We start from the raw sequence: 15,126 nt of genomic DNA on the forward strand, positions 1-15,126 counted from the left end.
GTCTGGCCGCGGAATCGTACTTAAACTCGAGGACTACGTCCGTTCGGCCTCGAGTGCGCTCTCGACCCCACTGACGAGGTTACGCGCCGTCGTGCCGCCCTCATCGCGCCAGTGGATCTCGCCGTCGCCGTCGACTGCGACCGTCGTCGGCGTCCCGGTGACGTCGTGGTGGTCGAACAGCGACCCGACCTCGTCGATCCCGATCGTCCAGTCGCCGCCGTGCTCGGCCCACCAGTCGGCGAGCTCCGACGGCGTTGGATCCGAGTCGATGGTGGCGTCGATGACCGACAGCGCGAGTACGTCGCCGTCGGGACCGACCGTATAGTCGTCCTCGAGTCGCTCGACGGCCTCGTCGACGCGGGAGAGCATGGCGCGGCTGGTCGGACACTCGAGGCGGATGTGGTTGATCAGTTGGACCTGGCCGTCTGTCGGAACCGCGACCGTCCCGGCGTCGCTGCCGGGTGCGTCGACGGTCTGCACCTCGAACGGTGGGGCGTCCTCGTCTCCCGTCCCTCGTTGCTCGTCCTCGTCGCTCGAGCCGAGACCGTCGAGGCAGCCACTCAGCGCCGTCACCGCTGTCACACCTGCAATGAGCGATCGTCGTCTCATGTCGGTCGATACCGAACGGCGCTCGTGTGTCGCGGTCGTTCGGGACGTCACGTGACGACGCGACGCCAGGAAGGTCTTTCCCCTGTTTCTCGGAGTGGATTCGCCGGCCGGTTCGTCCCGTCCGTCCCGGTCCCGTCTTCGCCGTCCCGGTCCCGTCTTCGAACCCATGCGTCGCCACGGGACTCGAGTCGGTGGCTCCCACCTGGCTCGAGTTGGCAGTATATTCCGGCACAACGCGTTTTTCCGCCGGCGCCGTCCGTTGGACCATGACGGACACGACCGTCGAAATCGTGTTGTTCGATGGCGTCGACGAACTCGACGCGATCGGTCCCTACGAGGTCTTCGAGAACGCCGCCCAGGCCGGTGCCGACCTCGAGACCTCGCTGGTAACGCTCGAGGAGACCGACATCGTGACCGCGAGCCACGACCTGCGGGTCGAACCACAGGGCACGCTCGGCGATCCCGATCTCCTGGTCGTCCCCGGCGGCGGCTGGACGACCGCCAACGAGGGCGTTCGCGCGATCGTCGAGGACGGTGTGTTGCCCGACGCGGTCGACGAACGGTACGCGGCGGGCGCGACGGTCGCCTCGGTCTGTACCGGCGCGATGATCCTCGCCGAAGCAGCCCTGCTCGAGGGACGTCCCGCCGCAACTCACCCGGTCGCCGTCGACGATCTCGAGGCCCACGCGGCGAACGTGGTCGACGAGCGGGTCGTCGACGACGGCGACGTACTGACCGCGGGCGGCGTTACCGCGGGGATCGACCTCGCGTTGTGGCTCGTCGAACGGGAGTTCGGCGAAGACGTCGCGAGCGAGGTGAGCGCGAAGATGGCCTACGAGCGGGGAGAGGTGTTCGGTTAGTCGGCTCGGTCTCCGAAACACCCCATACAGCGCTACGAGGGAAAACCGGCTAGAGACGCTGTGTGGCATCCACTGCTATCGTGGCAACGATGCGGACCCACTTCCTCCCCAGCCGATTCGCTCACTCCTTCCAGTCGTTCGCTCATCCCTCGCGCGGTTTTCGAGCCGCCGCTCGCTCACCGCTCACTGCGGCTCGGCGCGCGCCACCGCTGGAGAATGAGAGCGAGAGTGAGAGTGGCAGGTGATCGGTGGATGATCGGACGCCCGCTCGAGCGGTTTCCCCTTGCCAAACGGCTATCCGTGACGGGCCGGTACTGCGCCCACATGAGCGCAGTGTTGTTCGACATGGACGGTGTCCTCGTCAACAGCGAGGACTACTGGGTCGAGTTTCAGGAGGAGACGATCCTTCCCTGGGTCGTCCCCGACGCAGACGTCGACGTCGCGGAGGTCAGCGGCATGAACTACCGCGAGATCTACGACTACCTCGACTCCGAGTACGAAACCGCGGTCTCCCGCGAGGAGTACATCGATCGCTTCACTGCGGCCGCCGAGGAGCTCTACACCGAGCGCGTCGATCTCTTAGACGGTCTCTACGACTTGCTCGCAGAACTCGAGGCCGCGGGCGTCTCCACTGCCGTCGTCTCCTCCTCGCCCCACGAGTGGATCGGCTGGGTGCTCGAGCGATTCGACCTCGAGGGCGCGTTCGAGCACGTGATCAGCGCCGATGACATCGACGCCTCGAGCAAACCGGCGCCGGACGTCTTCGAGTACGCCGCCGACGAAATGAGTGTTCCCCCGGCCGATTGCGTCGTCGTCGAGGACTCCGCGAACGGAATCGAGGCGGCCGACCGCGCCGGCGCGACCGTCGTCGCCTATCGCATCGATGCTCACGGTGACATCGACCGCTCGCCGGCCGACGTGGTCGTCGACTCGCCCGCCGAGTTGCGGGGGACGGTCCTCGAGCGCGCGACATAGCCGGCCGCAAGCGCCGAGTCACTGATACTGTCGGACAGCAGTCAGTGAGCCGTCGGTCGCGAATTCGCGGCCGTTACTCCCGGGAACGGCCGAAGTCGTGCGACCGACGACGAATAGTGCTATCCGACAGTATGACGATACGCGTTGTAGAGCCGTCCGATCGCTCGACGGAAAGTACCGTGACCCGCGAATTCCGGCTTCCGTGAGCCGCTCGCTCGAGCGATCAGACGACGTCGACCAGTCGCCGTTCCTGGATTGGTACCAGCGGCTCCTCGGGGAAGGCGACACTGACGGTGAACTCGAGTTCGTCGGCGTCGGCGCCGAAGACGCCGACTGGGACCGTCTCCGTATCGCGGAGGTAACTGCTCGTGCTGGTCATCTCGACACCGTCGTCGGGAACGGACGATCCCGAGTGGCTCGAGGACGCGTCGCCCCCTCGGCCGGTGACCGTCACCCGGATCCCGGCTCGCGCGGGCTCGCCGACGTTGCGGATCGTCACCTCACAGACCTCGTTCTCACCGGTCGCGATCGTCTCGGGGAAGGGCCCCCAGTCGATCTCGACGGCAGGCAGCGACTGGGCGCCCTCGTAGACGCGCTCGGCGACGCCTTCCGAGAGGCCGGCGTCGACGAGTCCCACGATACCGGCCTCGAGGACGTCACCTGGCGTCGTCAGTCCCTCCTTGGAGAGCTTGCTCGCCCGACCCGACGCGACGTCGTCGATGGCCGTCAGCCCGACGGCGGTCTCGGAGACGCCGTGCTCGAGTTGGGCCTCGGCTCGACGGGCGAGATTGGCCGCGTGGGGGCCGACGAGCCGATCGAGAAACGCGCCGAGCGCCGAGACGAGTCGCGTCGCGTTGCGTCGGATCACCCACGCGTCGTCGGTTAGTTCGGTCGGCGTGCTCCCGGTCGAACTTTCGAGGACCGCGAGCACCTTCCGCTGGCCAGCCTCGAGGTCGCTCGTCTCACGATCGGCAAGAACGGTGTCGATCGCGTCTTGTTCGGACTGGCGGGCCGACACCGAGTCGAACTCGTCAGCGGTCGCGACCGCCTCGAAGATCTCGTCGATCCCGAGATCGACCGTTCCCTCGGCGACACGATCACAGAGGTCAGCAAACGTCGCAGCCGTCTCGAGTCGCAGGTAGTACTTCGAGGCGAGGCGGCCACGCGGCGTCGCCTCGATCGAGAGATCGTCCCCGTCCATCTCGACGAAGCCCCGATCGACCAGGTCCTCGAGACAGTCCCTGACGCGGCGCCGGAGGTCGGGAAAGCCGTACTCCTCGGGTTTGGACTGGCCGCGCTCGTAGTAGAACGTCGTCTCGAGCCAGGCCATCACCTCCTCTACGTCGGCGATCGTCCCCATCGCGATCTCGGCGTTGAGATGTGTCTCGAGGCTCTCGGCCAGCCGGGACTCGATCTCCTTGCCGTCGTCGAGCAGCCGCCGATACTTGTCGGCCTCCGAGCGGTCACAGACGACCCAGCCGTAGCCGACGTCGTCGTAGCCGGGCCGACCAGCACGGCCGAGCATCTGGAGGACGTCGAGCGGGCTCATGTCGACTTCGCCCTCGAGTGGGTCGTGGAGTTTCGTGTCCCGAATCACGACACAGCGGGCGGGCAGGTTGACGCCCCACGCGAGCGTCGAGGTCGAAAAGAGGAGTTCGATGCGACCCTCTTTGAACCACTCCTCGACGAGGTCGCGTTCGTCCTTCGAGAGTCCCGCGTGGTGGAAGGCGACGCCATCGAGGACCGACTTGCGGAGCGTGTCGTTCTCGAGGGTCTCTTTCAACTCGGTGTGGAAGTCGTAGTCGCCTCGAACACCCATCTCGATGTCACGTTCGGCGATCTCGTCTCTGGCCTTCTCGGCCGCGCGGACGGTGTCCTGTCGGGAGGAGACGAACACGAGTGCCTGGCCGTCCTCCCGGAGGTGGGGTTCCGCGATGTCGAGGGCCCGGTAGAGGCGTCGATACTTGTCCGCAAACGAGTTCTCGCCGTGCGTGTAGGTCTTGACGCCCGCGTGTAAGTCGACGGGGCGGTACTCCTCGCCGAACTCGAAGGTCGTCTCCGCGGGCGCGTCGAGCCACGCGGCCACGTCGTCGACGTTTGGCATCGTCGCCGACAGCGCGACCACGCGGGGGTTACAGAGCCGTCGGAGCCGCGAAATGGTGACCTCCAGGACGGAGCCGCGACGGTCCGCGTCGAGCAGGTGCACCTCGTCGATGACACAGACGTCGATCTCGGTGACGAAGTCGTACCGTCGTGAATCGTGTTTTCGGGTCGCCGAGTCGAGTTTCTCGGGGGTCATCACGAGGATATCGGCACGGCGCGCGCGACGGGGATTGAGATCCCGCTCACCTGTGACGACGTACACCGAGTAACCGAGGTCCTCGAAGCGATCCCAGTCGTCTTCCTTCTCGTTGGTTAGCGCCCGCAGCGGCGCGATAAACAGCGCCGTGCCGCCCTCGGAAAGCGTCTTGCAGATAGCCAGCTCCGCCAGCGCGGTCTTGCCCGAGGCCGTCGGCGCACTCGCGACGACGTTTTCCTCCGACTCGAGCAGTGCTGGCAGCGCCTCACGTTGCATCCGGTTGAACTCCTCGAAGGCGAATGCGTCGGCGAATTCGGGGAGAACCTCGGCGACCTCCATCACCCTGAAACGGGAAGCGGCGAGTCAAAGGCGTTTCCTTCGCGTCGTCGATCCTACCGGCTGGCGAACACGACTGCGAGAATCGCGCCGCCAGTGGCGAAAGCGAGCGGGTAGAGCACGCCACCGAGGACGATCGCGGGGAGCAGTTCCGGTGCCATCGAGCCGCTCGCCTCGATACCGAAGAACGCCCCTTCCGCGCTCGACTCGGCGACGAGCGCGCCCAGACCCATGACGACGGCGTAGCCGATCGTCACCGGCGCGCCGACGACGACGGCCTCACCGAGGTCGTCGGCGTTCAACTGCACGGCCAGCAGTGCACCCATTCCGAGCAACACGATCGGCGGGATCAGATACAACAGGTCGGCACTCGTCGCGCCGGATTCGGCGATGAAGTCGACGGTGCTCGAGCCACCGATCCCACCGATCGCACCCGAGGCCTCGATATCGACCAGGTGGGCGTTGTAGAAGTACCAGGCGACGCCTTTCCACTCGGCGACGCCGTCGCCAAAGGCCTCGCGAACCTCGTCGACGATCAACAGATACGTCACGAGATAGCCGAGCACGGCGGCGAGCACGCCGAGCCCAGCACTTGCCGCGACACTCGAGTTCGAGCCACGCGATACGGTCCCGTCGGAACTCGTCGGCTGTCCGGTCATCGTACCGACTCCGGAGACGAGTCGATTGCATGGGTCTTGTGGTTCGATCCCGTAGATATCACTCGAGAGATACGTCGAAGCGTCGTATAACGGCAACGCAGTTCGACCATACGGGCTCCTGTCGTCACGTTCCGCCGATCGCCACACAGGTCGGCGATCGGTACAGCAGTCCGTATCAGACGGCGGATTCTTCGGTCGAGGACTCCTCGAGCTGGTCGCTTACGTGTTGTGACGCGCGCTCGGGGTTTGGGACGCGTTCGAAGGTGAGTTCGGGCTCTCCAGAGCCGGCGGTGTAGACCGTCAGATCGCCGTAACCGAGTGCACGGCCGAGAACGCCCTGGCTGAGACTCGTGTTCTGGACTCGCTCGAGACGAAACTGCGTGACGTCCCGGGAGACGACGCCGTATTTCTTGTACAGCTCCGAGGTGGTGATCACGTACCGGGTGTTCGTCCAGAAGAGATAGCGGACGCCGGCTAACACGCCTCCCGCTATCGCGAGCAAGACACCGAAGATCGTCAGAAGGTTGACGCCGTCGGTCGCGGTCCAGCCGGCCAGTACGAATCCGAGGAGAACGAGGCCGATCCCGACCGGTACCCCTGCCCCCATCGAGATGGGATGGGGGCGACTCTCCCAGACGATGTCGTCGTCGTCGCTGATGTGAAACCAGTCGGGAGTCGTGCTGAACGCCATCGACAGACGGTATTCCGTTCGATCCCGTAAATCTATGGGCGGTAGGAGCCGATTACCCGCCTCTATCGTGTCTCGCAGAACCATGGCCGCTCGAACGCTCGTCCAGCGGAGTCAGGCCCGACGGCGATCGACAGGAGGGCTGCTCGATGAGCACGGTTTTTCACGGTCGGCCCCTAGAACCAATGTATGAGCACGACTCGCAAGCCCGAGTGGCTGAAGATGCGGCCACCGTCGGGCCGGGAGTTTGCGGGTATCCGGGAGACGCTTCGCGAACGGGATCTCCACACCGTCTGCGAGGAGGCCAACTGCCCCAATCTCGGCGAGTGCTGGTCGGGTGGGGCTGGCACCGGCTCAGGTGACGGTGGGACGGCGACGTTCATGTTGATGGGTGATCGCTGCTCTCGAGCCTGTAACTTCTGTGACGTCGAGACCGGCGGGATGGAGCCGCTCGATCCCGACGAACCCGAAAACGTCGCCGAGGCGGTCGCCGAAATCGGGCTGGACTACGTCGTCCTGACGAGCGTCGATCGCGACGATCTGTCCGACCAGGGCGCGGGTCACTTCGCGGAGACGATCCGTGAGATCAAAGCGCGCCATCCGGGAATCCTCGTCGAGGTTCTCATCCCCGATTTCCAGGGCGAAGAACGGCTCGTCCGAAAGATCATCGACGCCGATCCGGACGTCATCGCACACAACGTCGAGACCGTCGAACGGCTGCAGTTTCCCGTCCGGGACCGACGCGCGGGGTACGAACAGTCGCTGTCGGTGTTAGAGCAGGTCGATCGCGAGTCCGACATCTACACCAAGACCTCGATCATGCTCGGCCACGGCGAGTACGACCACGAAGTCTACCAGACACTCGCCGACTGCCGCGAACGCGGCGTCGACATCGTCACGCTCGGACAGTACCTCCAACCCTCACGGAACCACCTCGAGGTCCGTCGCTACGACCATCCCGACAAGTACGAGACCTGGCGCCGGGTCGCCGAGGAGGAACTCGGCTTTCTCTACTGTGCCAGCGGACCGATGGTGCGCTCGTCGTACAAGGCAGGCGAACTGTTCGTCGACGCCGTGTTGCGGGAGGGGAAAAGCGTCGAGGCCGCTCGAGCGGACGCTCGCCGCTCGGAGCCGGCGACACGACCCGAGTCTTAATACGGACCGTCACCAGCCCTGCCACACTCCAGCCGAGTCAGGGCTGTGCCGGGAAATTGGGACGAGGGATCGGATAACACTCCCACCCGATCCCGGAGTATGTGTGAACGATGCGCGCGCGGCTCGAGGAGGAAACGGCGTCACGAGAATCCAGTCATCGGCGGACGGAATCGTACAGCGCTGTTCACTCTCGCCCCCTGTCAGTGGCGAGAATCTCATGAATAGTAAACTATTTTGGGAAACTCCTTTACCTTGAGCGATAGTTTGTCCGGATATGTACAGGTGGGTCTACCCGTGAGTACGATACAGCGAAGCCCCCGGGAACGAGTACAGGTCTTGGACGAGGCCGGCCGGGTGGTCGACGGCGCGGAGGTGCCCGACCTGAACGAGGACGAACTCGTCGAGATGTACGAGCAGATGCGGCTGGTTCGACACTTCGACGAGCGGGCGGTGAGCCTCCAGCGCCAGGGACGAATGGGAACGTACCCGCCGTTGTCGGGCCAGGAGGGGTCCCAGATTGGCAGCGCTCACGCACTGGCCGACGAGGACTGGGTCTTCCCCAGTTACCGCGAACACGGCGTTGGCCTCGTTCGCGGGATGAGCTTAGAGCGAACGCTTCTGTACTGGATGGGCCACGAGCAGGGCAACTACATCCCCGAGGACGTCAACATGTTCTCGGTCGCAGTGCCCATCGCGACCCAGATCCCCCACGCGACCGGCGCAGCGTGGGCGTCGAAGTTACAGGGCGAAGAGAACGCCTTCATGTGTTACTTCGGCGACGGCGCGACCTCCGAGGGCGACTTCCACGAAGGGCTGAACTTCGCGGGCGTCTTCGATACGCCGAACGTCTTCTTCTGTAACAACAACCAGTGGGCCATCTCGGTACCCCGAGAGCGCCAGACTGCAAGCGCAACGCTGGCCCAGAAAGCCGAGGCCTACGGGTTCGAGGGCGTCCAGGTCGACGGGATGGACCCGCTTGCCGTCTACAAGGTCACCAGCGAGGCCATCGAGAAAGCCAAAAATCCCGACGCCGTCGAGGACGACGGCCCCGGGCGGGCGACGCGGCCGACGATGATCGAGGCCGTCCAGTACCGATTCGGTGCCCACACCACGGCCGACGACCCCTCGGTCTACCGCGACGAGGAAGAGGTCGAACGCTGGAAACAGAAGGACCCGATCCCTCGCCTCGAGACCTACCTGCGAAACCAGGGGATCCTCGACGACGAACGCGTCGACGCGATCGAAGAGCGGATCCACGAGGCGGTCGCCGATGCGATCGACAGCGCGGAGTCGGTCGAACGACCCGAGCCCGAGGAAATCTTCGCACACGTCTACGAGGGAATGCCCCGGCGCCTGCAGCGTCAACTCGAGTACTTCGAATCGGTTCGCGAACGACACGGCGACGACGCACTCCTGGAGTGATACGATGGCAGCAGAGACAGGAACTCAGTCCGAATCGGCGGAGACGGAAAGTCTCACTCTCGTACAGGCGGTTCGAGACGGGCTGTACACGGAGATGCAACGCGACGAGGACGTCATCGTCATGGGCGAGGACGTCGGAGAAAACGGCGGCGTCTTTCGCGCTACTGAAGGACTATACGACGAGTTCGGCGAGAACCGCGTGATCGACACTCCGCTCGCCGAGTCGGGGATCGTCGGCACGGCGATCGGGATGGCTGCCTACGGGCTGCGTCCCGTCCCCGAGATCCAGTTCCTCGGGTTCATCTACCCCGCGTTCGACCAGATCGTCTCCCACGCCGCGCGCTTGCGGACGCGCTCGCGCGGCCGATTCACGTGTCCGTTGGTCGTCCGCGCCCCCTACGGCGGCGGCATCCGAGCACCCGAACACCACTCCGAGTCCTCGGAGGCGATGTTCGTCCACCAGCCCGGACTCAAGGTCGTCATCCCGTCGACGCCCTACGACACGAAGGGGTTGCTCACCAGCGCGATCCGTGATCCGGACCCAGTGCTCTTTCTCGAGCCGAAACTCATCTACCGTGCGTTCCGCGAGGACGTCCCGGTCGACTCTTACGAGGTCCCACTCGGCGAGGCGGCCGTCCGCCGGCACGGCGAAGACATCTCCGTCTACACGTGGGGTGCAATGACTCGGCCGACCGTCGAGGCCGCCGACAACCTCGCCGAGGAGGGGATCGACGTCGAGGTGGTCGATCTACGGACGCTGTCGCCGTTAGACGAGGAGACCATCGTCGAGTCCTTCGAGAAGACGGGCCGCGCTGCGGTCGTCCACGAGGCCCCCAAGACGGGCGGACTCGGTGCAGAGATCGTCGCGACGCTTCAGGAAGAGTCACTGCTGTATCAGGAAGCACCGATCACGCGCATCACGGGATTCGATACGCCGTTCCCGCTGTACGCGCTCGAGGACTACTATCTGCCGGAGCCCGAACGGATCGAAGACGGCATTCGGGAAGCCGCCGAGTTCTGAGACGGACCACCGTGATCGATCGTCCCCGTCGATATTTTGCATGCCTGCCTCGTCGCCGTCGCATCTGCGGTGGTCGTCTCGAGGCCGATATCGGCCAAAACGATATGTGAGCCCACAGTGAAGGCGACGTATGCGCGAGTTCGAACTCCCCGACGTCGGCGAAGGGGTCGCCGAGGGGGAACTGGTCTCGTGGCTGGTCGAGGAGGGCGATACCGTTACCGAAGACCAGCCCGTCGCAGAAGTCGAGACCGACAAGGCCCTCGTCGAGGTTCCGGCACCGGTCGACGGCACGGTCCGGGAACTGCACTACGAGGAAGGGGACGTGATTCCAGTCGGTGCGGTGTTCGTTACGTTCGACGTGGCGGGCGAGCCGACGACCGACGAGGAACAAGAACGGGCGAGTGAGCCCGCGGGCGTCGATCCGCCTGCGGAAGCGGTGACCGAACCCGGAGACAGCGACGCTGCCGGCAGCCCCGGTGCAACCGGCGGCGACACCGAGGAACCCGCTGCGCCCCAAGACCGCCTCTTCGTACCGCCACGCGTTCGGGAACGTGCCCGTGAGGAAGGGCTCGACCTCTCGAGTCTCCGCGGCAGCGGTCCCGGTGGACGGATCACCGCGGCAGACGTACGGGCCGCCATCGACGGTGGTAGCGGCGCCACTGGTGGCACGGGAGCACAGGCACAGGAGGTCGAAACCGAGACCGAGGCCGATGCCGGCGCCACGGAGGCCGGACCCACTCCGTCGAGTCAGCGACAGGCCACTAGTGCCACGCCATCCCAGGTAGCGTCCGCAGACCGTGATCGGACGCTGGCCGCGCCCGCGACCCGTCGCCTCGCACAGGAGGAAGGCGTCGATATCGATGCCGTCCCGACCGACGAGATGCGGGATGGCGAGGCGTTCGTCACCCCCGAAGCGGTTCGGGAGTACGCACAGGCACAGAAGCACGCCCAAGAAGCCGATCGAGAAGCGGTCGCAGCCGGCGAACCGGTCGGAACGGAAGACGCCGAGTTCGCCCCCGGAGAACGGGAGCGCCGCGAACCCTTTACCGGCGTCCGCCAGCGGATCGCCGAGGCGATGGTCGAGTCGAAGTACACCGCGCCCCACGTCACCCACCACGACGAAGCCGACGTCACCGCCCTCGTCGAGGCCCGTGAGGACCTCAAACCGCGCGCCGAGGAGCGGGGGATCCGGCTGACCTACATGCCTTTCATCATGAAGGCCGTGATCGCGGGGCTGAAAGAACACCCCGAAATGAACGCGGTCATCGACGAGGACAACGAGGAGATCGTCTACCGAGACTACTACAACATCGGGGTCGCCACCGCGACCGACGCCGGCTTGATGGTTCCGGTCCTCGAGAACGCCGACGAGAAGGGCCTACTCCAGTTGGCCTCGGAGATGAACGAACTCGTCCAGAAGGCCCGTGAACGCTCGATCGGTCCAGACGAACTGCAGGGGTCGACGTTTACGATCACCAACATCGGCGGCATCGGCGGCGAGTACGCCACGCCGATCATCAACTACCCCGAGGCGGGCATCCTCGCGATCGGCGAGATAAAGCGCAAACCGCGTGTCGTGACCGACGACGACGGATCGGAGTCGATCGAACCCCGATCCGTGATGACGCTGTCGGCGTCGTTCGATCACCGACTGATCGACGGCGCGGTCGGCGCGGCGTTTACCAACACCGTCATCGAGTACCTCGAGAATCCCCACCTCCTCTTACTCGAGTGAGACGGCCTGGCGATCACACAACCAAACCCCGGTTCGCGGGTCGTCCGGAAAACGCCGAGATGTCGTCGACCGCCAGATAGACTGTCTCCGCCGTCGAAGGTAGCCCCATGGTCGTTGGAGATGTCACCACTGGTACGGACGTGCTGATTATCGGCGCCGGGCCCGGAGGCTACGTGGCCGCGATCCGCGCTGGACAACTCGATCTGGACGTTACGCTCGTTGAGCGAGACGCTTACGGCGGCACTTGCCTGAACTACGGCTGTATCCCCTCGAAGGCGCTGATCACCGCGACGAACGTCGCTCACGAGGCCCGCCACGCCGAAGCGATGGGGATCCACGCCGATCCCGCGATCGACCTCTCGGGGATGGTCGACTGGAAGGACGGCGTCGTCGACCAACTCACGAGCGGCGTCGAGAAACTCTGCAAAGCGAATCAGGTGAACTTACTCGAAGGGACGGCCACGTTCGTCGACGAGAACACCGCCCGCATCGCTCACGGCGGCGAAGGCCAGGGCTCGGAGACACTCGAGTTCGAACACGCCATCGTCGCGACTGGCTCGCGTCCGATCGAGATCCCCGGGTTCGATTTCGACGACGAACCGGTGTTGGACTCGAAACAGGCGCTGTCTCTCGAGTCGGTCCCCGACTCGCTGGTCGTCGTCGGCGCCGGCTACATCGGGATGGAGTTGGCAAGCGTCTTCGCCAAGCTGGGCACCGACGTCACCGTCCTCGAGATGCTCGACTCGATTCTCCCGGGGTACGACGACGACCTCAAACGTCCGGTCAAACAGCGCGCGAACGATCTCGGGATCGAGTTCGAGTTCGGCTACACGGCTGCCGAGTGGGACGAACGCGACGACGGGGGGGTCACGGTCGTCGCCGATCCGGCAGACGAAGCTGCGGCCGATGGCGGTACAACAGCAAGCGATGCTGGTGCCAGCGAAGCGGGTGACTCTCTCGAACTCGACGCCGAGAAGGTCCTCGTTGCCGTCGGCCGCGAACCCGTCTCGGAGACGCTCGACCTCGAGGCGGCTGGCGTCGAGACCGACGAGGCGGGATTCATCGGAACCGATTCGCGTGCGCGCACGAACGTCGAACACATCTTCGCCGTCGGTGACGTCGCCGGCGAACCCATGCTCGCCCACAAGGCCAGCGCCGAGGGACAGGTCGCCGCCGAGGTAATCGCCGGCGAGCCCGCGGCGATCGACTACCAGGCGATGCCTGCTGTCGTCTTCACCGACCCCGAAATCGCGACCGTCGGAATGAGCGAGACTGAGGCCGAGGAGGCCGGCTTCGACACCGTCGTCGGCGAATTCCCACTGCGGGCCAGTGGTCGCGCGCTGACGATGGACGAGTCTGACGGCTTCGTCAAGATCGTCGCCGAGGCCGACGATGGCTACGTTCTCGGCGCCAGTATCGTTGCCCCCGAGGCCTCGGAACTGATCGCCGAACTCGGCCTCGCGATCGAACTGGGCGCGACGATCGAAGACGTCGCGTCGACGGTCCACGCCCACCCGACGCTCTCCGAATCGGTTATGGAAGCCGCCGAGAACGCTCTCGGACACGCGATCCACACGCTCAACCGCTGATACGGACTGCTGTACCGATCTCCCGCCGATCGCCAGGACGGGGTCGGCGATCGGCGGTAATTGACGACAGGAGACCGTATGAGGATATCGGAAGGGAAAACGCTGAGCGCCACGACTTTCGTTCGATGACTCGAGGCGAGCGAGACTGATTCGTGATTGGGACCCCGTTGGTTATACTGTCGGACAACACGACTCATGGGCCGATCACACGCGACCGACCGTCGTCCGGCGACGAACCGCCCGACGGATCGGACGGCTACTGACTTTGATCGGACAGTATTACTGAACGTACAGCGAATACGCGATCACGAGAAAGCCGGCTAGCACGAGTAGACTCTCGAGCAAGACCCCGGTCGCCAACCTCACACCGAGCAACTCGTAGAGCAACCCTGCGAGAAACAGTCCGAGCGTCACGAGTCCGAATCCGAGCGCGAGCAGCCCGAGTGCACGCTGTCGCGTCCGTCGGTAGGCCTTGAACGCGAAGTACGTGATCACTCCCCCAACGACGAGAACGAGCGTTTTCACGACCGCGAGCGCGAGTGCGATTTCGATCGTACCGGTATGATGGGGGCTCATGTCTCCTTTCGCACCTCTGACCACAGTTCCGCGAGCCGTTCGTCTGCCGTCCGGGCTGGCCGTTCGATCTGGACTGCCAATGTCCGATCCTCGTCTAACGTGAGCGTAATCTCGTCGAATGCGACGGCGTACTTGCTCGCATGGTGCCCGTCCTGTCGAATCTCGGTCGACTCCTCGAGCAACGTCGAATCAGTCAACAGTTCCAGTTTCCGATACAACGTCGATTGCGGGATTTCACACTCTTTTGTCAGCTCAGAGGCCGTCATGGGTTCCTCGAGATTCCGGATAATCTCTCGGCAGTCGGGGTCATCGAGCGCAGAGCAAATCTCCTCTGCTGACGGCGACGACTCCGAAGCGATCGGGTCCCGGACCATTCGTATAGTCGTTACGACGCACGTGGTTTATCGGCATCGATGCGTAGGCTGGGATCCGCCCGCTGACAGTCGCAGAACCGAATCTGTTCGGTCCGAACGCGACAGGTCGTAGAACGATCGTGGTGGAACGCGCCCACACGAAGCTTTCTTGCGCGTGCGCACTCGAGTACGACCCACGCGGGTCTCATTCGGTCCGACCGCGTCTGCGAGGACGGGATGACTGGCCGACCTCCGCCCGCGTGATATTCTGTCCAGGAACTCGTCTCGATCAGTTGGCCGCTCAGGACCGTTTGTATTGTCGGACAACGATATCACGCTCCCGGTCGCATGTCAACAGCTGCTTCGACGATAGATTTATCCCTGTTCTCCTACCGACAGATGGGAGAAAACTGTCCACTGGTATCGGGTTACGAGGAGGGATTGATCCGACGTCCTTATATGTTCACCCCCACTTCGATACTAATGCGAACGACGTGGCGCAGGCCGCCACGTCCCCTCCGGCCGTGTCCCGGCACGGAGGCAGGCACTCATCCACCCCGTACTTCCGATCGGACTGCTCCGATCGTCTGCATATACGGGCATCGTCGCGGTTTGTCCGCGCTCACCGTCTCTAGTTGCGGTGAGCCGATGCCCTTATATGTGGCTGGCCGTTCGGATTTGTTCGTAACTGCCTCGCCGGATGTGGTTTCCGGCGCCGTTACGATCCGACGGCCTTATATGTGTACGGGGCCTCGGATGGATTGCAAAGAAGATGTGATCGACGGGACGTTCAACTCGTTCCGTCATCTCGGATCACTCGAGTTCCGAAGGGGTTAAGTACCCGTCGGA

The 15,126-nt window shown here is 64.5% G+C and carries 13 protein-coding genes; 7 read left to right on the forward strand and 6 right to left on the reverse strand.

Going from position 1 to position 15,126, the window contains the following annotated elements; genetic code table 11:
* Positions 1 to 33: 33 nt before the first annotated feature.
* Positions 34 to 582, reverse strand: a complete 549-nt coding sequence (locus RBH26_RS08045; RefSeq protein ID WP_306757678.1) for a TlpA family protein disulfide reductase — start codon at positions 580 to 582, stop codon at positions 34 to 36.
* A 293-nt stretch (positions 583 to 875) separates the two neighbouring features.
* Between RBH26_RS08045 and RBH26_RS08050 the strand changes: the two genes are divergently transcribed.
* Complete coding sequence (locus tag RBH26_RS08050; RefSeq protein WP_306757679.1) at positions 876 to 1,469, forward strand: DJ-1/PfpI family protein; 594 nt, start codon at positions 876 to 878, stop codon at positions 1,467 to 1,469.
* A gap of 324 nt (positions 1,470 to 1,793) precedes the next feature.
* Complete coding sequence (locus RBH26_RS08055) at positions 1,794 to 2,444, forward strand: HAD family phosphatase (protein WP_306757697.1); 651 nt, start codon at positions 1,794 to 1,796, stop codon at positions 2,442 to 2,444.
* 223 nt (positions 2,445 to 2,667) lie between these two features.
* Here RBH26_RS08055 and RBH26_RS08060 read toward each other — a convergent pair whose 3' ends face one another.
* From RBH26_RS08060 to RBH26_RS08070, 3 genes are all read right to left on the reverse strand, one after another.
* A complete protein-coding gene (locus RBH26_RS08060; RefSeq protein WP_306757680.1) occupies positions 2,668 to 5,082 on the reverse strand; it encodes a DEAD/DEAH box helicase in 2,415 nt (804 codons plus the stop codon).
* A gap of 53 nt (positions 5,083 to 5,135) precedes the next feature.
* Positions 5,136 to 5,738: a hypothetical protein gene (locus RBH26_RS08065; protein ID WP_306757681.1), complete on the reverse strand. Its 603-nt coding sequence runs from the start codon at positions 5,736 to 5,738 to the stop codon at positions 5,136 to 5,138.
* Positions 5,739 to 5,913: 175 nt separating this feature from the next.
* The gene (locus RBH26_RS08070; RefSeq protein WP_306757682.1) at positions 5,914 to 6,429 is read right to left on the reverse strand and encodes a PH domain-containing protein; all 516 of its coding nucleotides are present in this window, start codon (positions 6,427 to 6,429) and stop codon (positions 5,914 to 5,916) included.
* A 186-nt stretch (positions 6,430 to 6,615) separates the two neighbouring features.
* Between RBH26_RS08070 and lipA the strand changes: the two genes are divergently transcribed.
* The 5 genes from lipA (at position 6,616) to lpdA (ending at position 13,348) form a co-directional block, all read left to right on the forward strand.
* Positions 6,616 to 7,581: a lipoyl synthase gene (lipA, locus tag RBH26_RS08075; RefSeq protein ID WP_306757683.1), complete on the forward strand. Its 966-nt coding sequence runs from the start codon at positions 6,616 to 6,618 to the stop codon at positions 7,579 to 7,581.
* 294 nt (positions 7,582 to 7,875) lie between these two features.
* Positions 7,876 to 9,003 carry a pyruvate dehydrogenase (acetyl-transferring) E1 component subunit alpha gene (pdhA, locus tag RBH26_RS08080; protein WP_306757684.1) on the forward strand — a complete coding sequence of 376 codons (1,128 nt, stop codon included), beginning with the start codon at positions 7,876 to 7,878 and terminating at the stop codon, positions 9,001 to 9,003.
* 4 nt (positions 9,004 to 9,007) lie between these two features.
* On the forward strand, positions 9,008 to 10,024 hold the full coding sequence (locus RBH26_RS08085; protein WP_306757685.1) for an alpha-ketoacid dehydrogenase subunit beta: 1,017 nt from the start codon (positions 9,008 to 9,010) through the stop codon (positions 10,022 to 10,024).
* A 130-nt stretch (positions 10,025 to 10,154) separates the two neighbouring features.
* Positions 10,155 to 11,759 (forward strand): dihydrolipoamide acetyltransferase family protein, encoded by a 1,605-nt coding sequence (locus RBH26_RS08090; RefSeq protein WP_306757686.1) that lies wholly within the window; start codon positions 10,155 to 10,157, stop codon positions 11,757 to 11,759.
* Between the two features lie 107 nt (positions 11,760 to 11,866).
* Positions 11,867 to 13,348, forward strand: coding sequence for a dihydrolipoyl dehydrogenase (lpdA, locus tag RBH26_RS08095; RefSeq protein WP_306757687.1), 1,482 nt, complete (start codon positions 11,867 to 11,869; stop codon positions 13,346 to 13,348).
* 279 nt (positions 13,349 to 13,627) lie between these two features.
* Here the strand turns inward: lpdA and RBH26_RS08100 are convergent, their stop codons facing one another.
* Both RBH26_RS08100 and RBH26_RS08105 read right to left on the reverse strand, forming a co-directional pair.
* Positions 13,628 to 13,924, reverse strand: a complete 297-nt coding sequence (locus RBH26_RS08100; RefSeq protein ID WP_306757688.1) for a hypothetical protein — start codon at positions 13,922 to 13,924, stop codon at positions 13,628 to 13,630.
* Positions 13,921 to 14,298 carry a helix-turn-helix domain-containing protein gene (locus RBH26_RS08105; protein WP_306757689.1) on the reverse strand — a complete coding sequence of 126 codons (378 nt, stop codon included), beginning with the start codon at positions 14,296 to 14,298 and terminating at the stop codon, positions 13,921 to 13,923. Before RBH26_RS08105 ends, RBH26_RS08100 begins: the two co-directional genes overlap by 4 nt.
* Positions 14,299 to 15,126 lie beyond the last annotated feature (828 nt).

Source organism: Natronolimnohabitans sp. A-GB9, from assembly GCF_030848565.1.
Lineage (GTDB): Archaea > Halobacteriota > Halobacteria > Halobacteriales > Natrialbaceae > Natronolimnohabitans.